The organism is Rhodoblastus sp., assembly GCF_052145335.1.
Lineage (GTDB): Bacteria > Pseudomonadota > Alphaproteobacteria > Rhizobiales > Beijerinckiaceae > Rhodoblastus.
The window spans coordinates 13,508-32,288 of record NZ_JBKQOU010000013.1; the positions used below are offsets into that span (position 1 = coordinate 13,508).

Genomic DNA, 18,781 nt, shown 5'->3' on the forward strand with positions numbered 1-18,781 from the left:
GCTTAACCCGGGAGGCCCAAACCCGCCGCGAGCGGCGCGGTATCGGACATATCGCCAATAAACATTCGTTTGGGGACCGGTGCAAGCTTCAGCAGGGTAGGCAAGGCCACGATCTGGTTATCGCGCGCCGCGGCCGGGTTTTGATATATATCGATGACTTCGAGAGTGTAGCCTTGGGCGGCCGCCGTTTCGCAGAGTTTGCGCACCACGGCGATCGCCCGCATCGAGCGCCCCGTGGCGCCGCTGACGAACAGGCGAAGCTGGAGCTTCTCCGGGCATTCACTGTCGTCTGGGCCCGAAGCCATGATGCGTTCCTAGGGTCCTAGAAGATCAAGTTCGAATCCCACTATAACACGGTCCTTGTTGGAAAGATCGCCGATCATTCGCTTCAGCGGCGGCGGCAATGTACGAACCAGGGTTGGAATCGCCACGATCTGGTCGGTTTTCGCGCGCTCGGGATGCTCCATCAGGTCGATCACTTCCAGCTGATACTGGCCGGCCAACTGTTGTTCGCACAGCTTTTTCAGGTTGGCCAAGGCGGTCACCGATTTCGGCGTGCGCCCTGCGATATAAAGCCGCAGGATCCATGATTCGGCGGCCGGCCCGGCAGCTCCGTTCATTTTCCCCTCCCGCGCATGCTGGCGATTTCCTTCCGCGCCATGACCGCGGCGTCAGAACTGGCGCGCTGGCGCGCTGCAAACAATTCGGCCTCCTTGCTTTGCGCTTCGAGTTCGGCTTGCAGAGCCGCGATCTGCGCCTCGATCACGGAGCGCTTGCGCTCCGCCTCGCGCTGTTTGGCGGCCAGCGCCAATTGCCGCTCGACCTCCATTTCGTTTTCGCGCGCCTCCTGGGCGGCGCGCGCCGAACCGGTGAGCACTTCGCCCTCGCCTAGACAGACGTCGCGCAGTTGGACTCCCTGGTCCGACAGCAGGAATTCGCGGATATGGTTGGAATGGGCGATGCCTCGCGCCTTGATGACATAAAGGCCGCGATTGCGCTCGCCATTGCCCTCGATCGTCTGCACCAGCAGCCAGGAATCCATCAGCGACGAAACCCCGGCGTGTTCGACATCCTTGAGATTGTCGGCGTCAATGGCGGTGAACATCGCGCTCACCTGCCGGCTCTTGAGATGGTCGATCAGCCGCAGCAGCATCAGCCGCACTTCATTGGCGGAGCCGACGGCGCTGAGATTATAGATCGGATCGACGACCACGACCGCCGGATTGAACTGCTCGACCTCCTTGTGCATGCGGGCGAGATGCATCTCGAGCCCCCAGAACGTCGGCCGCGACGCCGAAAAACGCAAAAGTCCGGCGTCCACCCATTGCTGCAGGTCGAGGCCGACCGAGCGCATGTTGCGCACGATCTGGTGCGGGCTTTCCTCGAAGGCGAAATAGACCGCTTTTTCGCCGCGCCGGCAGGCGCCGTCGACGAAATGCGCCGCCATCGTGGACTTGCCCGTGCCGGCCATGCCGGAAACGAGAATGCTGGAGCCGCGCCAAAACCCTTTGCCGCCGAGCATTTCGTCCAACCCGGCGACGCCGGTTGAGATACGCTCTTTGGAAACCTCATGCGCCAGTTCAATCGAGGTGACCGGCAGCACGCTGATTCCGTCCGAATCGATCAGGAACGGATATTCGTTGGTCCCATGGGCGGCGCCGCGATATTTGACCACGCGCAACCGCCGGGTCGCCACCTGTTCCGCCACACGCTGGTCGAGCATAATGACGCAATCGGAGACATATTCCTCCAGCCCGTGCCGCGTCAGCGCCCCTTCGCCGCGCTCGGCGGTGATGATCGAGGTGACGCCCTGGTCCTTCAGCCAGCGGAAAAGACGGCGCAATTCGGCGCGCAGCACGCCGGCGTTGGACAGGCCGCCGAACAAAGCCTCGAGCGTATCCAGCCCCACCCGCTTGGCGCCGACCGACTTGATGGCGTAATCGAGCCGGACGAACAGGCCTTCGAGGTCATATTCGCCGGTCTCCTCGATCTCGCTGCGTTCGACATGGACATAGTCGACCGAAAGCTTTTTCGAGGCGATCAGGCTATCGAGATCGTAGCCGAGCGAGGCGATATTGGCGGCCAGTTCTTCCTCGTTCTCTTCGAAACACATGAAAACGCCGGGCTCGCCGTATTTCAGCGCGCCCTCGACGAGATAGGTCAAAGCGAACAAGGTCTTGCCGCTGCCGGCGCCGCCACAGACCAGGCTGGCGCGGCCCTTTGGCAGCCCGCCGCCGGTGATTTCGTCAAGTCCGCGAATGCCGGAAGGGAGCTTCGCAAGCGCCTTTGTGAAGTTGTTCATGCCTGGCCAAAAACAATTTCAAGCTATGAATGAAGGCATTAACCTACCAACAAAACCGACGAATACAACGTTTGAAATAGTTACCCGGTTTCCAAGACATAATGTCATTCAAGCGCGGCAATGCTTCGCACCGGGCGACCGACTCGAAACGGCCTGCCATTTTTCCCGTCAGGGGCGAAGCGACGCGGCGATCCAGCAGCTGCAAGCTTTAGTCTGGATTGCTCCCTCCGCCGAATTCCAAAAATACCGCCAGCACTACTTGCAGAATCTACACCTTGCGCGGCGCCACAAGATGAATAGGTTGCGTGACTCCAAATCCCCAAAATCAAAAGCTAAACAAGAACGTTATATGTTGTATCTAACGCAATGAAAAAACGATGATTATTTTCCATACCGAAAACCGTGGCCCGAAACTCACGTTGTTTTGACTGTATAGCTCAGCAAAAGGTTCGGGAAGCGATCTCCGCCAAAAGGTTCCGCTGCCGCTTTCCGCCACGGTTCGCGCCTTGACAGCCTCGCCGCGCGGCGCCATTGGCTGACGCGAATTTGCGCTGACCACAACTGCCAAAAAACGGGAGAAAAACCCCATGACGGTCGCATTCATCTTTCCGGGCCAGGGTTCGCAGGCCATCGGCATGGGCAAGGCGCTTTTCGACGCTTTCGCCGCCTCACGAAAAATCTTCGAGGAAGTCGATGAAGCGCTCGGCGAAAAGCTCTCTACCTTGATGTTCGAAGGCGATCCCGCGCAATTGCAGCTCACCGCCAACGCCCAGCCGGCGTTGATGGCGGTCAGCCTCGCCGCTCTGCGCGCTCTTGAAAGCGAAGCCGGCGCAGTGCTGGCGCGCGACGTAAAATTCGTCGCCGGCCATTCGCTCGGCGAATATTCGGCGCTAGCCGCCGCCGGCGCCCTGAAAATCGCCGATGCTGCGCGGTTATTGCGTTTGCGTGGAAAGGCCATGCAGGCCGCCGTGCCGGTGGGCGAGGGCGCCATGGCGGCGCTCATCGGCGCCGATCCCGAACTCGCGGCGAAAATCGCCGGCGAAGCCACCGCCGCTTCGGGCGTGTTGTGCGAAGTCGCCAATGACAATGGCGGCGGCCAGATCGTCGTCTCCGGCGCCCGCCAGGCTGTCGAACTGGCGATCGAAATCGCCAAGGAAAACGGCGTCAAGCGCGCCATGCTGCTGCCGGTCTCCGCGCCCTTTCATTGCGCCTTGATGCGGCCCGCCGCCGACGCCATGCGCGAGGCGCTCGCCGCGACCGAAATCCAGCCCCCGGCAGTCGATCTGGTGGCCAATGTCACCGCCGCGCCCACGCGCGATCCCGATGAGATTCGCCAGCTTCTGGTCGCCCAGGTCTGCGGCGCGGTGCGCTGGCGCGAATGCATGGGTTTCATGCACCGCCAAGGCGTCGAGCTGTTCGTCGAAATCGGCGCCGGCAAGGTGTTGGCGGGTCTCGTCAAGCGCACGGCGGAAGGCGCGCGTTCGCTGAATGTCGGGGTTCCCTCCGATGTCGAATCCTTCAAATTGACCGCCTGAAATTCCGGAGCAAACAACCCCCATGTTCGACCTGACCAACCGCGTCGCCCTCGTCACCGGCGCCAGCGGCGGCCTCGGCTCCGCCATCGCCCGCGCCCTTCACGGGCAGGGCGCGACCGTCGTGCTGTCCGGCACCCGGCGCGAGGTGCTCGAAATACTCGCCGCCCAGATGGTCGAGCGCGTCTTCGTCGTTCCCTGCAATCTCGCCGACAAGGAAGAGGTCGAAAAGCTCGTTCCTGCCGCCGAGGCGGCCGCCGGACCACTGGACATCCTGGTAAATAACGCCGGGGTGACGCGCGACGGCCTGTTCCTGCGCATGAAGGACGAAGACTGGGAGGCGGTGATGACCGTCAATCTCGCCTCCGCCTTCCGACTGTCGCGCGCCGCGCTCAAGGGCATGATGAAGCGCCGCTATGGCCGCATGATCAACATCACCTCGGTGGTCGGAGTCACCGGCAACGGCGGGCAGGCTAATTACGCCGCCTCCAAGGCCGGGCTGATCGGCATGAGCAAGTCGCTCGCCGCCGAAGTGGCTTCGCGCAATGTCACGGTCAATTGCATCGCGCCGGGTTTCATCGCAAGTCCGATGACCGACGCGCTGACCGACAAGCAGAAGGAAGCCATCCTGGCGACCATTCCGGCAGGTCAGCTTGGCAGGGGCGCCGACATCGGCGCGGCGGCGGTCTACCTCGCCAGCGAGGAGGCCGGCTACGTCACCGGCCAGACCCTCCACGTGAACGGCGGAATGGCAATGATTTGAAGCGCTTGCGCGTTTGATGCGGTCGCCTGACGGAAAGCTTCGGGGGGGCCTCGCAATCGTGACGGAAGTATGTTAGCTAGCCAGCGTTTATGCGTTCCAGCGTGTGAAATTTCCTCGACTGCAAGAAATTTTCGCGTCAGCGGACCCCCGAAACCCGCGCCGCCTGTCCCCCGGGCCGCGCAGCCTGAATGAATAACGAGGAAGCAGCAAATGAGCGATGTCGCCGAGCGCGTGAAAAAGATTGTGATTGAACATCTCGGCGTTGACGCCGACAAGGTCGTCGATAGCGCCAATTTCATCGACGATCTGGGCGCCGATTCTCTCGACACGGTCGAGTTGGTGATGGCGTTCGAGGAAGAATTCGGCGTGGAAATTCCCGACGAAGCCGCTGAAACCATCGTCACGGTCGGCGATGCGGTCAAGTTCCTCGAAAAGGCCACGGCGCAGGGCTGATCCCGGCGGGCAAGAGTTTTACGCGCGCGGCCGGCAGCCAAACCCGGTCGCGCGCGAATCTGTTTGTCCGTGATCGTCCTTGGCGAGTGACTATCCTTGTCGCGTGAATGCCCTAGTCGCGTGATTGTCATGGTCGCGCGAATGTTATTGACGCCAGCGTCTTTGCCTTCAATGGTGATTTTAGGAAAGATCCGCGAGTCGCGGATCCGCCCCTCGAAATGACAGTAAAAATTGCGTCTTCGCGCCAACCCTGATGATTTGGTCAGCGGAAAGGCCTGAGATTAACAGCCGCAAGCTCCGATTCGAATCGATTGGATCGGAACAACATGCGGGAAGGGGCTGACGTTGAATTGCAACGCCGGCTCGTTCCGACAGCAAAAGCCCGAGGGAGCCTATGCGTAGGGTAGTCGTTACGGGATTGGGCATGGTTTCGCCGCTGGCCAGCGGCGTGGAGACGACCTGGAAACGCCTGCTGGCTGGTGAAAGCGGCGCGGGGCGCATCCAGGGCTTCGAGGCTTCCGATCTCGCCTGCCAGATCGCCATGCAGGTTCCGCGGGGCGACGCGCCGGACGCCTTCAATCCTGACGACTGGATGGAGCCCAAGGAACAGCGCAAGGTCGATGATTTCATCATTTTCGGCGTCGCCGCCGCGACCCAGGCGTTGAAAGACGCCGAATGGGCCCCAAAGACCTATCAGGACCAGATCGAGACCGGCGTACTGATGGGCTCCGGCATCGGCGGCCTGGGCGGCATTTGCGAGACGGCAATAACCCTTCATGAAAAGGGCCCGCGCCGCGTGTCGCCCTTCTTCGTGCCGGGACGGCTCATTAACCTGATCAGCGGCCATGTCTCGATCATGCACGGGTTGAAGGGCCCCAATCATGCAGTGGTCACGGCCTGTTCGACGGGCGCCCACGCCATCGGCGACGCGGCGCGGCTGATCATGCTCGGCGACGCGGAGGTCATGGTGGCGGGCGGCGCCGAATCGGCCTGCAATCGCATAGGCATCGCGGGCTTTGCCGCCTGCAAGGCTTTGGCCACCGCCTTCAACGACAATCCCAAGGCCGCGTCGCGTCCCTACGATCGCGATCGCGACGGTTTCGTCATGGGCGAGGGCGCCGGCGCCGTGGTGCTGGAATCGCTCGAACATGCTCTTGCGCGAGGCGCCCGCATTTATGGCGAAGTCATCGGCTACGGCATGTCGGGCGACGCCTATCACATCACCGCCCCGGCCGAAGACGGCGACGGCGCCTCCCGCTGCATGAACTCGGCGATCAAAAGGGCGGGGATCACCCCGCACGACATCGATTACGTCAACGCCCACGGCACCTCGACGATGGCCGACGGCATCGAACTGGCGGCGGTCGAACGCGTCGTCGGCAATGCCGCGGCGACCATTTCCATGTCTTCGACCAAGAGTTCAATCGGCCATCTGCTCGGCGCGGCCGGCGCGGTCGAGGCGATTTTCTGCATCCTGGCGATTCGCGACCAGATTGCTCCGGCCACGCTCAATCTCGACAATCCGTCGGTCGAGACGGCGATCGATCTCGTGCCGCACAAGCCGCGTCCGCGCAAAATCGACACCGTGCTATCCAATTCCTTTGGTTTCGGCGGCACCAACGCCTCTCTGGTGCTGCGGCGATACTGAGCTTTTCCACGAACCGCCGTGGGGTCCGCGAAAGCAGGGAGCTTAATTAAATCTGAAACCTTTTCCGATCCAATCGGCCTGGGTTTCGGCCCTGATCCTGATTTTGCCACAATAACGGGCAAACTGCCGTCCGAGCCAAAAGAGTGCAAAAACCGCAGGTCCCGCAGCGCGGGCGGTCAAATTAAGGCGGCATCCAGGATATGAGCGACGATCCGCAGCATAGCGAACAGGCCGAAAGCCCGGAGCCCAAGCCTCGCCGGGCAGATGAGTCTCGCCGGGCGGAAGAGCCGCGCCGTAGCGAAAAGGCGCAATTGTTCGGTCGCCGCTCGGCGCTCAGCCCGGCCGAGGCTTTGCAACCCGAAGAGGCGCCATCGCCGCCGGCCCGCCGCAAGCGCCCGGCGCTCGAAGCTTTTTCCGGCTTTTTGACCTTTCTCCTGTTGCTCAGCCTCGTCGCCGGCGCGGCGGCGGTCTACGCCAGTCACGCCATTCGCCAGCCCGGGTCTCTGGCCAGCGACACTTCGGTGGTGATCGCGCAAGGGGCCGAAGTCGACGAAATCGCGGAAACGTTGCAGAGCCAGGGCGTCATCGACAGCCCATTCCTGTTCTCCCTGGCGCTCTACGCCGAGGGCGCGCGCGGCAAACTCAAGGCCGGCGAATATTTGTTCAAGCAGAACGCCTCGTTGCAGGAGGTGATCGACACCATGGTGCAGGGCAGGGCGATCCTTCATTCGCTGACCATTCCCGAAGGCTTGACCAGCCAGCAGATTGTCGAGCGCCTGCGCGCCGACGACGTTCTCGCCGGCGACATCCGCGAGATTCCGCGCGAAGGCGCGTTGCTGCCGGAAACGTACAAGTTCCAGCGCGGCGACAGCCGCGACAAGCTGTTGCAAAAAATGGCGCGCGACCAGAACCAGCTGATAGACGAAATCTGGAAACGGCGGGCGCGCGACCTGCCGCTGGCCTCGCCCTATGACCTGGTGACGCTGGCCTCCATCGTCGAAAAGGAGACCGGCAAGGCGGACGAGCGCCCGCGCGTCGCCGGAGTCTTCATCAACCGGCTGCGTAAACACATGCGGCTGCAATCAGATCCGACCATTGTTTATGGCCTGGTCGGCGGGCAGGGGCCGCTTGGCCGGCCGCTGACCCGCGCCGACGTCGAATCGCAGACGCCCTACAACACTTACGTCATCGATGGCTTGCCGCCCGGCCCGATAGCCAATCCCGGCCGCGCCGCGCTCGAAGCGGTGGCCAACCCCTCGCGCACGCAGGAACTTTATTTCGTCGCCGACGGCTCGGGCGGTCACGTGTTTTCCGATTCGCTCGACACGCATAACCGCAATGTCCAGCGTTGGCGCCAGATCGATCAGACCAACAAGGCCAGGGGTGTGCCTGCGGGCGCCTCGCCGGGCGCGCCTGCCTCGGAGACCGTGCCGAGCCATGAAGACCACACGCAGATCGCGCCGTCGCCCTATGGCGGCGTTCCGGTCGAGCCGGAATTTTACGCCCGGCAAGACGCCTCGGCGCCCAAACCACGGCTGGCGCGCGATCCTGCCGCCATTGCCCGGCTGGCGCCCGTCCTTCCCGGCGCGCCGCCGGCGCCGCGCCGCATCGCCGATTACGTCGCCGTCAAGGGCCCGCAACCCTTGTTCTCGGCTGGCAAAGAACTCGTCGAAGCCCAGCTCGGCGGCGTCACCCGCGCCGAAAACGATCTCGACGGGCCAGCTTCCGACAACGCCGCCGCTCTCGACGGTCCCGCCGCCCCGGTCGAGGGCAGCGCCTTGGGTTATTCTGGCGCCCCGGTCAACGCAGCGCCCAATGGCAAGCCGCGAATCATCGACGCTTCCGAGGGCACGGCGCTCGATCCGCTGCTTGACAAGAGCTGGGACCTCAATAGCCCGAAAACCGTCGACTCAGCCTTCATCAAGGAAGATTCCATCGGGAAGGGCGGAAAATAAAGCGCGACAGAAGCGTTCCCGCCTCGCCGTAAATCGCTCCGGGGATGGATTTTAGCCCTTCGCTGGCTTAAGCCAACGGCAAGGCGCGAATCCCACCAAGGACGATCCGCCGCATTTTTTCTACAGGCTGGATCGCCATGACCATTTCGAGCATGACGGGTTTTTCCCAAGGCGCGGGCTTTTCCGCGCCCTTTCACTGGCGCTGGGAGATCAAGACCGTCAATTCCAAGGGGCTTGACCTGCGCCTGCGCCTGCCGGCCGGTTTCGACGGACTCGACATTCCCGCACGGGCCGCCATCTCCAGGGCGCTCGCGCGCGGCGCGTGTTACGCCAATCTATCGGTGACGAGGGAAAGTCCGGCGGTGACGGCGAAGATCAACCGCGACTTGCTCGTCCATCTGATGGAGACGCTCTCCAGCCTGCCGCACCCGGAAAATATCGGACCGCTGACCCTCGATGGCCTGCTTGGCCTGCGCGGCGTCGTCGAGACCGGCGAGGTGGAAGAAGACGAAGCCGCGAGCGCGAGCGCCAGAGCGCAAATTCTCGCCGGTCTCGACGCGGCGCTTCACCAGTTGCAGGCGATGCGGCGCGACGAAGGCGAGGCTTTGGCGGTTGTCCTTGGGCAGAGACTCGACCGGATCGAGGCGCTGACTCGGGACGCAGACGCCAGCCCTGCCCGTCAGCCGCAGGCGATACGGGAAAAATTGCGCGAGGCGGTGGCGCAGCTTTGCGAACTGGGCCGTTTCGACGAGACGCGGCTTTATCAGGAGGCGGTGCTGCTCGCCGCCAAGGCGGATATTCGCGAGGAGCTGGACAGGCTGCTGTCCCATGTCGGCGCGGCGCGCAAACTGCTCGCCGAGGGCGGCGCGGTCGGGCGGCGGCTGGACTTTCTGGCCCAGGAGTTCGGCCGCGAAACCAATACGCTTTGCGCCAAATCGAACGACGCGTCCCTGACCAATCTCGGCCTTGAATTAAAGGTCGAAGTCGAGCAATTGCGCGAACAGGCGCAGAATATCGAGTAACGCAAATCCTTGCTGGCGAGAGCCTGCCAGGTTTTGCTAGGAGCGAACGCGACGCCGAGCTTATGCGAGGGGAATAGGTTTAAAGAAATGAAAAAGGACGAAGCGTCGCGAAAAAAACATGCGCGCCGGGGGCTGATGCTGATCCTTTCCTCGCCGTCGGGCGCGGGCAAGACGACTTTGACCCGCATGCTGCTGCAAAAACAGGAACTCGACCTGACCCTGTCGATCTCGCTGACCACGCGCAAGAGGCGGTCCAGCGAGGCCGACGGCATTCACTATCATTTCATCGACCACGCAGAATTCGAGCGGCGGCGCGACGCCGGCGAATTGCTCGAATACGCCGAGGTGCACGGCAATTTCTATGGCACGCCGCGCGCGCCGGTCGAGGCCGTTCTGGCGCAGGGCCGGGACGTGCTGTTCGACATCGATTATCAGGGCGCGCGTCAGGTGCGTGAAAAAATCCCGCACGACGTCGTCACCGTTTTCATCCTGCCGCCGTCGATGAGCGAATTGCGCGCCCGGCTGGAGCGGCGCGCGGAGGACAGTTCGGACACCATCGACAAGCGGCTCGACAACGCCCGGCATGAGATCGGCCGTTGGGCGGATTACGATTTCGTGCTGGTCAACGACGACATCCAGAACAGTTTCGATGACCTCCAGGCGATCCTGCGCTCCGAGCGGCTGCGGCGCCCCCGGGTAGCGGCCGGCATGGCGGATTTCGTCGCGCGCCTGCTGGCGGAACCGGCCTGAGCGCGGGGACGATCGAACCAAAACGACGTTTGCGTTGTTCTGTATCATTCTCCTGCGGCATCGCCTCTGCTAGGCTTGCCGAATACGGGGAATGGGGATCCGGACCATGAACGCTGGCGAAAAGCTCGAATCCGAACAGGTGCAACAGGCCGCGGACACGGCGGCGACAGACGTTGCCGCACTTGCGGCGCAAGCCATGGACGCCATGCGCAAGGCCGTGGACGACATGACCGAACTATTGCGCGCCAATGCGCCGGGCGCGGTCTCGGCGCTGAAGGAGGCCGGCAAGGCGGCCGGAAACAATATCGGCGGCATGGCTGGCGATCTGGCCCATAACGCGAGCGACATCGGCCGCGACCGGCTGGACGAACTTTGCGCCGCCGTCCGCCGCAATCCCATCAGCTGGCTGGCGGCGGCGGCCGGGTTGGGATTGATCTTGGGCCTGTGGAACAACCGCGGCGGACGTACATGAGCGGCCCGATCGAGGGGAACCTCCTCTCCAGGCGGCTGGCCCTTTTCGTCGCCGGAGTGGCGGCTGGCGGATTGCTGATCGCCCTGGCGGCTGGTTTTCTGGCTTTTTCCGCCTATCTCGCGCTTCTTGACCATCTCGCGCCATGGCAGGCGTCGCTGATCGTCGCCGGCGTCGCCTTGATCATCGCCCTGATCGCGTTGGTGCTGGCGTTCCGTCTGGCGGGGCGGACCGTTGATGAGGTGAAGACGGGCGTGAGATCGAGCGCAGTGGCTTTGGCGGCGCCGATGGCCCTTCGCTTCGCGGCGCGCAACGCCAAACTGGCCGCGAGCATGGCGGGGCTGGTCGTGGCCATTCTCGCGCTGTTGCGCGCGAAAAGCCGGTCTGCTGGAAAACAAGGGTAGCGGCGGGCGCCCCGGAGCGATCGTCGGGAGGAAGCCATGAATATCGCCCTCTGGATTGTCGCGGGCGTGGTCGATGCCGGAGCGAGCCTTTATTTCGCCTTGCGATACCGGGAGTTTCGCAAGTTTCTGGCCGGCGCTTTCTTCATGTCGTCGGGCGTGTTGTTCTATTTTTATCTCGCCGATGTTTCGGTTCCGCTGCTGGGGACGGGTTTTGTCTTCACGCCGCTGGTCAATGGCGCGCGTGGAATAGTTCATTTCATCTTTTTCGTGCTTTGTTTCTATTTCGGCTTCGTCAGCAAGCCGAAGACAATAACCCGGGAGTAATTATCATGCGGTTCTGGACCATGGGACTGGCGTTGCTCGGCGCGATGGCGCTTGCCGGCTCCGCAACCGCGCAGACGCCCCCGGCGCCGCCGGCGATTACGCGAACTTTGCTCGCCGCAACCAAATTGCCGACCGTCACCGACACGCCGCGGTATTTCAAGGCGGTAAGCGTCGCTCTCCAGCCCGGCGAAAAAAGCCAAGTCACGGCGGCCGCTGGCATCCTCTACCAGATGTCGGGAACGACCGAGGTCTCGCTCGGCGGCGAGATCAAATTACTCAGCGGGGGAGAGGCGCTGTTCATAACGGGCGGAATCCCGGCGACGCTGAGGACGGGCGGCGCGGGGCCGTCCTCATTGCTGCACTTCTTCATTCTTCCCGCTGCGGAACGTGATAGTCCGGTCGAGTCGTCGCCCGCGGCCGTAAAAGAACTTTTCCAAACCTCGGCTCCGATCCCCGACCTGCAGCCAGTGCCTTACGATCTTACTCTCACACGGGTCAGTTTTCCGGCGCGCATGCCCCCCAACCCGCCGCACTATCGCTCAGGTGCGGCGCTGTATTATATTTTGTCCGGCGTCGGCGCCAACACGGTCAACGGCACGACCCGCGACTGGGGGCCGGGTTCGCTGATCTATGAACCCCATGGGCTGGTGCACCAATGGGGCAACCCGGGCGACGAGCCCTTGGTGTTCCTGGCGTTCAATATCAATCCGGAGGGCGTCGCGGCCGTGCTTCCGGGCGCGCCAGCGAAAAAGGAATAGCTGGAAACTCTTCGCAATGCCGGCCCGCGGGGCCCCCTGCTCGTCAAGAACGAGGAGGGGGAATGCCGGGCGGGAAGCTCCATGACTTACTTCAAGCTCTCCCCAGATCGAAGCGATCCGCATTCATCACCTTGGTCCAGGCGGCAACGAAGTCGCGCACGAACTTCGGCTCGGCGTCGTCGCATGCATAGACCTCGGCCAGGGCGCGAAGTTGCGAGTTCGAACCGAACAACAGGTCGACGCGCGTGGCGGTCCATTTCAGTTCGCCCGTCTTGCGGTCGCGTCCCTCGAACAAGTCTTCGGAGTCCGAAGCGGCCTTCCATACCGTGCCCATGTCGAGCAGGTTGACGAAGAAGTCATTGGTCAGCGTCTCGGGCCGTTCGGTGAACACGCCGTGGCGCGACTGGCCGAAATTGGCGTTCAGAGCCCGCATGCCGCCGACCAGAACCGTCATCTCGGGCGCCGTCAGCGTCAGCAACTGCGCCTTGTCGATCAGCATTTCCTCTGCCGACGCGGGCAAATCATCCTTGAAATAGTTGCGGAAGCCGTCGGCCTTCAGTTCCATCGCAGCGAAGGAGGCGACATCGGTCTGCTCTTGCGAAGCGTCGGTGCGGCCCGGCGTAAAAGGAGCCTCGATGTCGTGTCCGGCTTTCTTCGCGGCCTGCTCGATGGCGGCGCAACCGCCGAGAACGATCAGGTCAGCCAGCGAAACTCGCTTGCCCCCGGATTGCTCCGCGTTGAACTCGTTCTGGATCCGCTCGAAGACTGCGAGCGCCTTGGCCAGTTGCTCCGGCTGGTTGACCTCCCAACCATTCTGCGGCGACAGCCGAATGCGCGCGCCGTTGGCTCCGCCGCGTTTGTCGGAGCCTCGAAAACTCGCCGCCGAGGCCCAGGCGGTCAAGACCAGCTCCGAGATGGAAAGTCCCGACGCCAACAGCCGTCCCTTGAGCGCGGCGATGTCCGCCGCGTCGATCAGCGGATGATCGACTTTCGGCACGGGGTCCTGCCAGATCAATTCCTCGGAGGGAACCTCCGGGCCTAGGTAGCGCGGACGCGGCCCCATGTCGCGGTGGGTCAGCTTGAACCAGGCCCGGGCGAAGGCGTCCGCCAGTTGATCCGGGTTCGCGAGGAAGCGCCGCGAGATTGGCTCGTAGTTGGGGTCGAATCGCAGGGCGAGATCGGTGGTCAGCATGGAGGGAGCGTGGCGCTTCGCTGGGTCCTGCGCGTCGGGGACCGCGCCTTCGCCCGCGCCGCCCTTCGGTTTCCACTGAAAAGCGCCGGCCGGACTCTTGGTCAGCTCCCATTCATAGCCGAACAGGTTCTCGAGGAAATTATTGCTCCACCGGGTCGGCGTCTGGGTCCAGATGACTTCCAGCCCGCTGCCGATCGCGTCATCCCCTTTGCCCGTGCCGAATGCGCTCTTCCAGCCAAGGCCCTGTTCCTCGATGGGGGCCGCTTCCGGCTCCGGACCGACCAGCGAAACATCGCCGGCGCCATGGGTCTTGCCGAATGAGTGGCCGCCTGCGATCAAAGCCACGGTCTCCTCGTCGTTCATCGCCATGCGGGCGAAAGTCTCGCGAATATCCTTGGCGGCGGCAAGCGGATCGGGCTTGCCGTTCGGTCCTTCGGGGTTGACATAGATCAGGCCCATCTGGACGGCGGCGAGGGGGTTCGCCAGATTGCGGTCGCCACTGTAGCGCTCGTCCGCCAGCCATTTGCCCTCGGGGCCCCAGTAGACGTCCTCTTCCGGCTCCCAACTGTCCGGCCGCCCGCCGCCGAAGCCGAAAGTCTTGAAGCCCATCGATTCCAGCGCGACATTGCCGGTGAGGATCATCAGGTCGGCCCAGGAAATCTTGTCGCCGTATTTCTGCTTGATCGGCCACAAAAGCCGGCGCGCCTTGTCGAGATTGACATTGTCCGGCCAACTGTTGAGCGGCGCGAAACGTTGCTGGCCGGAGCCGGCGCCGCCGCGCCCGTCGCCGATGCGGTAGGTGCCCGCGCTGTGCCACGCCATTCGAATGAACAGCGGCCCGTAATGCCCGAAATCGGCTGGCCACCACTCCTGAGAATCGGTCATCAGCGCCGTGAGGTCTCTTTTGATTGCCGCAAGGTCGAGTTTTTTGAACTCTTCGGCGTAGTCGAACGCCGGGCTCATCGGATTGGAAAGGGGAGAATTCTGGTGGAGCACTTTCAGGTTCAACTGGTTCGGCCACCAGTCGAGGTTGGTCGCCCCGCCGAAAACCGGACGCCTTGGCGCCCCGTGCATGACCGGGCATTTTGTTGAGTCATCCATGTCGTCGCCTCCAGCTTGTTCGATGCAGGTTTTTTAACCCTTGCCGGTAGATTTGGCTTGATCAAGGCTACGACAAGCCCTCCGGAGTGTCTGTCCCGCAAATTACTTAAGTGATTTGCTCGCCCTGTAAGGCCCGATTCTTGCTTGGATTTCGCCATGGCTCGCAAATTCACCCGGTCGCTGGCGGATCTGGCCCAGACTCACCCAGCGCTCGGGATCATCCGCCTGGCGGCTCTGCTCGCCGAAGCCGAGGCCGCGACGGACGCCGACGCGCTCGACCTGCTGTTCGAACAGGTCGACGCCGGTTTTCTGCTGGATGTGGCGCCGTCTGAAATCTGGCCGGAGCTGGTGCGCGGCCTGATGGCGCGCTCGCCGGCAAAAATGATCGAGACCCTGCGCGAATGCGGCGCGCTGGCGCAAATCCTGCCCGAGACGGAGGCCTTGTTTGGCGTGCCGCAAATCGCCGACGAGCCGGCGCCCGTCGATCTCGGCGAGCATCTCAAGAAAGCGCTGGAAGAGGCCGCCCGCTGCGAGGCGCCTCTGCCGGTCCGGGTGGCTCTTCTGCTGATGAACGTCGGCAAGGGGGATTCGCCGCCTGAACATCTCCCATCGCACTACCGCCACATAGAGCGCGGTCTGCCGCGTATCGAGGCAATTTGCCTGCGGCTCGGCGCTCCCCGAGAGTGCCGGGAGCTGGCGCTGCTGGCGGCGGCCGAAGGCGAGCGGGTGCACCGCGCCTCGAAAACGCGCGCCGGTCCCGTCGCCTTGATGCTGGAACGGCTGGGCGCCTTCGAAGCCCCGGAGCGTTTCCAGCTTTTGATGACGGTCTGCGCCTGCGATTACCGCGCCTACGGCGACCGCTCGGGCGCGGCCTATCCCAAGGCGGCTTTGCTGGAACTGGCGCTGGAAGCCTGCGCGAAAATCGACGAGGCGGAGCTGACGGGGCAGGGCGGCGAGGAAGAATTGCACGAAGCCCGCGCCGCCGCCATCGCTTGGGCTTTCAACTCGCAGCGCTGGTCGGGCGAAGAGGACTAGAGCCTTTTCCGATCCGATTGAATCGGATCTGGGCTCTAGTTTTTTGTTTTTACGCGTTTTCTTCATGCGAACCGGTATCCGCTTCGCTTGAAAACCCTCTAGCTCTCAGACCAGTCCGGTCTTTTTCGCATAGGCCCGCGCCAGCGCGCAAAAGCCGGCGATTTCCACTTCCTCGGCGCGTTTGGTCGGCTCGATCCCCGCCGACTGCAGCAATTCGAGCGGATCGATCGGCAAGGGAAGGCTTTTCAGCGACTGGCGCAGCATTTTGCGCCTTTGGCCAAAGGCCGCCAGCGTCACAGCCTCCAGCGCCTTGCCCGCACATTCCAGCGGTTTCGCGCGCGGGCGCAATTCCACCACGCTGGAAGTGATCTTCGGCGGTGGGGTGAAGGCGGCAGGCGGCACGTCGAAGAGTATCCTGGCCTCGCAGCGCCAGCCGGCGAGCACGCCGAGGCGGCCGTAATCGGCCCGTTCCCCAGGTGTGGCGACGATGCGCTCCGCCACCTCGCGCTGGAACATCAGCACCATCCGCTCGTAAAATGGCGGCCAGTCCTTCTGCGTCAGCCAGCCGGCCAGCAAGGGGGTCCCGATATTGTAGGGCAGGTTGGCGCAGATGCGCAGCGGGCCCTCGACGCCGCGCTGGCTAAGAAATGCAGGATAGTCCAAGCCCAGCGCATCGGCGCAGACCACCTCCAGGCGGCCCGGATAATGCGCGGAAATTTCCGCCAAAGCCACAAGGCAGCGCTCGTCGCGCTCAACCGCGATGACCTTTTTCGCCCCCTGCGTCAGCAGGGCGCGGGTCAAGCCGCCCGGGCCGGGACCGATTTCGAGGATCGTCGCCTCCTCCAACGGGCCGGCGGCGCGGGCGATCTTCCCGGTGAGATTGAGGTCGAACAGAAAATTCTGGCCAAGCGATTTTTTCGCCGCCAGGCCGTGGGCGGCGACCACCTCGCGCAAGGGAGGCAAATTGTCGGTCACGTCCGCGCCCGCGCCATGCGTCCCGCGAGCGACAGCGCCTCTGCCAGACTTTTTGCGCTGGCCCGTCCGGTTCCGGCGAGATCGAAAGCCGTGCCGTGGTCGGGCGAAGTGCGGATGAACGGCAGGCCGAGGGTGACATTGACGCCGCTGTCGAAAGCCAGCGTCTTGATCGGAATCAGGGCCTGATCGTGATACATGCAGATGGCGACATCGTAGATTTTCCGCGCCTCCGCATGAAACAACGTGTCCGCGGAAAAAGGGCCCCTGGCGTCGATGCCCCGCGCCGCGAGGCGGGCGACGGCGGGCGCGACAATCTCGATGTCCTCGCGGCCGATCGCGCCGTTTTCACCGGCGTGCGGATTGAGTCCGGCGAAGACGAGGCGTGGCGCGGAAACACCGAAATCCCGCATGAAAGCCTCGGCGACGACGCCGCCGATTTCGACCAGGTCGTCGGCGTTCAATAGCGAAGGTACGCGGGCCAGCGGAACATGGATGGTCGCTGGAACCACCGCCAGTTCGCTCGACCACAACAGCATCACGGGCCGGCTCACGCCGCCGAAATGACGGGCCGCCAGTTCGCCGAGGAATTCGGTGTGGCCGGGATGGGTGAAACCCGCCTGGTAAAGCACGGATTTGGCGATCGGATTGGTGACGACGGCGCTGGCTCGGCCATGGGCGACCAGTTCCACAGCGGATGAGATGGCCTCGATGGTCGCAAGCGCGTCGCCCTGATCGGGACGGCCCGGGGCGCCCGCGACTTGAGCCCGAAGGGCCGCCACCGGCAGGCCAGCCAGGAAGGCGGCGCCGGCCTGTTCAGGCGTCGTCTCGATGATCTCGACGTCTATCAGGAGAGTTTTCGCGCGGCGCCGAAGAAAATCCGGATCGGCGAGCAGAAAAAAGGGTTCTGTCGCCACCTCGCCGGCGCGCATGGCGGCATAAAGGGCCAACGTTATGTCGGGACCGATCCCGGATGGGTCGCCCTGCGTGAGACAAAGCGGCTTCGATTTTCCCGTCATTTCTTGGCGATGACGACCACGGCGTTGGCGCGTATTTCCTTGTACAGCTTGTCGGCCTGGTCCTGAATCTTGCGCGCCATGATGCGTGTTTGCGCCGCCTCCCTCGCCGCGTCGCTCTTAGACGCCGAACGCGAGCACAGCGCGAGAGAAACGATGCCGGTGGAGTCGCGGCTTGCCGGCGACAGATGGCCGACCGGCAACTTGTCAAGCATAGTCGTCAATTGTTCGTTCAACTGCGCCGACGAGCGGGTGATCGGTTCGCGCACCACGAGATTGGGATACTCGGCGACCAGTTTGGCGCCGGTTTCGCAATCGGTGAAACGGGCGTGCAGGGCTTCCATCTGCTTGGCTGCCTGCTGCAGTCCGGCAACGCCGGTTTCGGGCGGCACCGCGAGCAAAACCTGGCGGATCACATAGGTCTGCTGATTGGCGAGTTTCTTGTCGCGGGCGATTTCGGCGTCGATTTCAGACTGGCTGACCTCGACCGCCCGATTGCGGGCGTGGGCGTAAATATTGAACGCCATGTGGATGGAGAGGAAATTCTCCAAATGTTTCTTGTCCAGCTTCGCGGCGGTCAACCGCGCGTTCAGCACCTCCGGGGTGACATGAGCGCGGTCGGCGTAATATTGCAAGGCGGGTCCGAGTTCGCTCGCGCTGATCTTGATGCCGTATTTATTGATTTCCGAGGCCATGATCCGGGATTTTACCATGCTTTCAAGCGCCGCCGCCGGCGAGGCGGGCTCGCCCAGGGCCCGCAGCAGCCTTTCCCGTTCCGCTACGTCCAAAGTGGTGATGGGATCGCCATTGGCGCTGGCGACGATCGATTGCGCGAAAGCGGGAGCACAGGGCAGGAACGCCGCTCCCGGCAGCGCCAGACTCAAGCCCCAGGCGATCGCGCGCGCCTTGAATGAAAATCCGTTCGACTTGAAAACCATGCCTGTCATCCGCTCGTCTGAAGCCCATTCCGGGACGCTGGAGCCGTGTTCGATCCGATGGAATCGCGCCGTCCAGTTTTGTTTCACGCCTATTCTCAGACGCGGCCGGTCCCGCGAGATCGGCGCTACGCCCTGAATAAAGCCAGT

General features: G+C 63.3%; 20 protein-coding genes. 13 read left to right on the forward strand and 7 right to left on the reverse strand.

Annotation, left to right across the window (positions count from 1 at the left end):
* Positions 1-2: 2 nt before the first annotated feature.
* From ACLP2E_RS00935 to kaiC, 3 genes are read right to left on the reverse strand one after another with little or no spacing between them, the layout of a single operon-like run.
* Entirely contained in the window at positions 3-305 is a 303-nt protein-coding gene (locus tag ACLP2E_RS00935) for a circadian clock KaiB family protein (protein WP_442462316.1), read from the reverse strand.
* 9 nt (positions 306-314) lie between these two features.
* Entirely contained in the window at positions 315-620 is a 306-nt protein-coding gene (locus ACLP2E_RS00940; protein WP_442464889.1) for a circadian clock KaiB family protein, read from the reverse strand.
* Positions 617-2,302 (reverse strand): circadian clock protein KaiC, encoded by a 1,686-nt coding sequence (kaiC, locus tag ACLP2E_RS00945; RefSeq protein WP_442464890.1) that lies wholly within the window; start codon positions 2,300-2,302, stop codon positions 617-619. Before kaiC ends, ACLP2E_RS00940 begins: the two co-directional genes overlap by 4 nt.
* On the opposite strand from kaiC, the gene ACLP2E_RS00950 reads away from it, so the two are divergent.
* From ACLP2E_RS00950 to ACLP2E_RS01005, 12 genes are all read left to right on the forward strand, one after another.
* Entirely contained in the window at positions 2,301-2,672 is a 372-nt protein-coding gene (locus ACLP2E_RS00950) for a hypothetical protein (protein ID WP_442464891.1), read from the forward strand. The two genes, kaiC and ACLP2E_RS00950, sit on opposite strands and share 2 nt — an antisense overlap.
* Positions 2,673-2,889: 217 nt before the next feature.
* Positions 2,890-3,837 (forward strand): ACP S-malonyltransferase, encoded by a 948-nt coding sequence (gene fabD / locus ACLP2E_RS00955; RefSeq protein WP_442462312.1) that lies wholly within the window; start codon positions 2,890-2,892, stop codon positions 3,835-3,837.
* 22 nt (positions 3,838-3,859) lie between these two features.
* Entirely contained in the window at positions 3,860-4,597 is a 738-nt protein-coding gene (gene fabG, locus ACLP2E_RS00960; RefSeq protein ID WP_442462311.1) for a 3-oxoacyl-[acyl-carrier-protein] reductase, read from the forward strand.
* A 210-nt stretch (positions 4,598-4,807) separates the two neighbouring features.
* Entirely contained in the window at positions 4,808-5,050 is a 243-nt protein-coding gene (locus ACLP2E_RS00965) for an acyl carrier protein (protein WP_442462310.1), read from the forward strand.
* A 394-nt stretch (positions 5,051-5,444) separates the two neighbouring features.
* A complete protein-coding gene (gene fabF / locus ACLP2E_RS00970) occupies positions 5,445-6,698 on the forward strand; it encodes a beta-ketoacyl-ACP synthase II (protein ID WP_442464892.1) in 1,254 nt (417 codons plus the stop codon).
* A gap of 200 nt (positions 6,699-6,898) precedes the next feature.
* A complete protein-coding gene (gene mltG, locus ACLP2E_RS00975) occupies positions 6,899-8,653 on the forward strand; it encodes an endolytic transglycosylase MltG (RefSeq protein ID WP_442464893.1) in 1,755 nt (584 codons plus the stop codon).
* A gap of 137 nt (positions 8,654-8,790) precedes the next feature.
* Positions 8,791-9,675 (forward strand): YicC/YloC family endoribonuclease, encoded by an 885-nt coding sequence (locus tag ACLP2E_RS00980; RefSeq protein ID WP_442464894.1) that lies wholly within the window; start codon positions 8,791-8,793, stop codon positions 9,673-9,675.
* Positions 9,676-9,762: 87 nt separating this feature from the next.
* The gene (gene gmk / locus ACLP2E_RS00985) at positions 9,763-10,425 is read left to right on the forward strand and encodes a guanylate kinase (RefSeq protein ID WP_442464895.1); all 663 of its coding nucleotides are present in this window, start codon (positions 9,763-9,765) and stop codon (positions 10,423-10,425) included.
* A gap of 106 nt (positions 10,426-10,531) precedes the next feature.
* A complete protein-coding gene (locus ACLP2E_RS00990; protein WP_442464896.1) occupies positions 10,532-10,897 on the forward strand; it encodes a hypothetical protein in 366 nt (121 codons plus the stop codon).
* Complete coding sequence (locus tag ACLP2E_RS00995) at positions 10,894-11,298, forward strand: hypothetical protein (protein ID WP_442464897.1); 405 nt, start codon at positions 10,894-10,896, stop codon at positions 11,296-11,298. Before ACLP2E_RS00990 ends, ACLP2E_RS00995 begins: the two co-directional genes overlap by 4 nt.
* A gap of 36 nt (positions 11,299-11,334) precedes the next feature.
* Complete coding sequence (locus ACLP2E_RS01000; RefSeq protein ID WP_442464898.1) at positions 11,335-11,622, forward strand: hypothetical protein; 288 nt, start codon at positions 11,335-11,337, stop codon at positions 11,620-11,622.
* A gap of 5 nt (positions 11,623-11,627) precedes the next feature.
* Positions 11,628-12,380, forward strand: a complete 753-nt coding sequence (locus tag ACLP2E_RS01005; RefSeq protein ID WP_442464899.1) for a cupin domain-containing protein — start codon at positions 11,628-11,630, stop codon at positions 12,378-12,380.
* A 91-nt stretch (positions 12,381-12,471) separates the two neighbouring features.
* Here the strand turns inward: ACLP2E_RS01005 and katG are convergent, their stop codons facing one another.
* Positions 12,472-14,673, reverse strand: coding sequence for a catalase/peroxidase HPI (katG, locus tag ACLP2E_RS01010; protein ID WP_442464900.1), 2,202 nt, complete (start codon positions 14,671-14,673; stop codon positions 12,472-12,474).
* Between the two features lie 156 nt (positions 14,674-14,829).
* On the opposite strand from katG, the gene ACLP2E_RS01015 reads away from it, so the two are divergent.
* Positions 14,830-15,708, forward strand: coding sequence for a tRNA nucleotidyltransferase (locus tag ACLP2E_RS01015; protein WP_442464901.1), 879 nt, complete (start codon positions 14,830-14,832; stop codon positions 15,706-15,708).
* Between the two features lie 105 nt (positions 15,709-15,813).
* Here ACLP2E_RS01015 and rsmA read toward each other — a convergent pair whose 3' ends face one another.
* From rsmA to ACLP2E_RS01030, 3 genes are read right to left on the reverse strand one after another with little or no spacing between them, the layout of a single operon-like run.
* Entirely contained in the window at positions 15,814-16,683 is an 870-nt protein-coding gene (gene rsmA, locus ACLP2E_RS01020) for a 16S rRNA (adenine(1518)-N(6)/adenine(1519)-N(6))-dimethyltransferase RsmA (protein ID WP_442462763.1), read from the reverse strand.
* Entirely contained in the window at positions 16,680-17,699 is a 1,020-nt protein-coding gene (pdxA, locus tag ACLP2E_RS01025; RefSeq protein WP_442462762.1) for a 4-hydroxythreonine-4-phosphate dehydrogenase PdxA, read from the reverse strand. The genes rsmA and pdxA overlap by 4 nt, the downstream gene beginning before the upstream one ends.
* Positions 17,696-18,721: a hypothetical protein gene (locus ACLP2E_RS01030; protein WP_442464902.1), complete on the reverse strand. Its 1,026-nt coding sequence runs from the start codon at positions 18,719-18,721 to the stop codon at positions 17,696-17,698. The genes pdxA and ACLP2E_RS01030 overlap by 4 nt, the downstream gene beginning before the upstream one ends.
* Positions 18,722-18,781: the final 60 nt, after the last annotated feature.

Coding starts and splice junctions, on each gene's coding strand:
- fabG (WP_442462311.1), top strand. CDS start 3,860: ATGTTCGACCTGACCAACCGCGTCGCCCTCGTCACCGGCGCCAGCGGC.
- fabD (WP_442462312.1), top strand. CDS start 2,890: ATGACGGTCGCATTCATCTTTCCGGGCCAGGGTTCGCAGGCCATCGGC.
- ACLP2E_RS00990 (WP_442464896.1), top strand. CDS start 10,532: ATGAACGCTGGCGAAAAGCTCGAATCCGAACAGGTGCAACAGGCCGCG.
- ACLP2E_RS00940 (WP_442464889.1), bottom strand. CDS start 620: ATGAACGGAGCTGCCGGGCCGGCCGCCGAATCATGGATCCTGCGGCTT.
- pdxA (WP_442462762.1), bottom strand. CDS start 17,699: ATGACGGGAAAATCGAAGCCGCTTTGTCTCACGCAGGGCGACCCATCC.
- kaiC (WP_442464890.1), bottom strand. CDS start 2,302: ATGAACAACTTCACAAAGGCGCTTGCGAAGCTCCCTTCCGGCATTCGC.
- gmk (WP_442464895.1), top strand. CDS start 9,763: ATGAAAAAGGACGAAGCGTCGCGAAAAAAACATGCGCGCCGGGGGCTG.
- ACLP2E_RS01000 (WP_442464898.1), top strand. CDS start 11,335: ATGAATATCGCCCTCTGGATTGTCGCGGGCGTGGTCGATGCCGGAGCG.
- fabF (WP_442464892.1), top strand. CDS start 5,445: ATGCGTAGGGTAGTCGTTACGGGATTGGGCATGGTTTCGCCGCTGGCC.
- ACLP2E_RS00950 (WP_442464891.1), top strand. CDS start 2,301: ATGCCTGGCCAAAAACAATTTCAAGCTATGAATGAAGGCATTAACCTA.
- mltG (WP_442464893.1), top strand. CDS start 6,899: ATGAGCGACGATCCGCAGCATAGCGAACAGGCCGAAAGCCCGGAGCCC.
- ACLP2E_RS01005 (WP_442464899.1), top strand. CDS start 11,628: ATGCGGTTCTGGACCATGGGACTGGCGTTGCTCGGCGCGATGGCGCTT.
- ACLP2E_RS00980 (WP_442464894.1), top strand. CDS start 8,791: ATGACCATTTCGAGCATGACGGGTTTTTCCCAAGGCGCGGGCTTTTCC.
- ACLP2E_RS00965 (WP_442462310.1), top strand. CDS start 4,808: ATGAGCGATGTCGCCGAGCGCGTGAAAAAGATTGTGATTGAACATCTC.
- ACLP2E_RS00935 (WP_442462316.1), bottom strand. CDS start 305: ATGGCTTCGGGCCCAGACGACAGTGAATGCCCGGAGAAGCTCCAGCTT.
- ACLP2E_RS01015 (WP_442464901.1), top strand. CDS start 14,830: ATGGCTCGCAAATTCACCCGGTCGCTGGCGGATCTGGCCCAGACTCAC.
- ACLP2E_RS00995 (WP_442464897.1), top strand. CDS start 10,894: ATGAGCGGCCCGATCGAGGGGAACCTCCTCTCCAGGCGGCTGGCCCTT.
- katG (WP_442464900.1), bottom strand. CDS start 14,673: ATGGATGACTCAACAAAATGCCCGGTCATGCACGGGGCGCCAAGGCGT.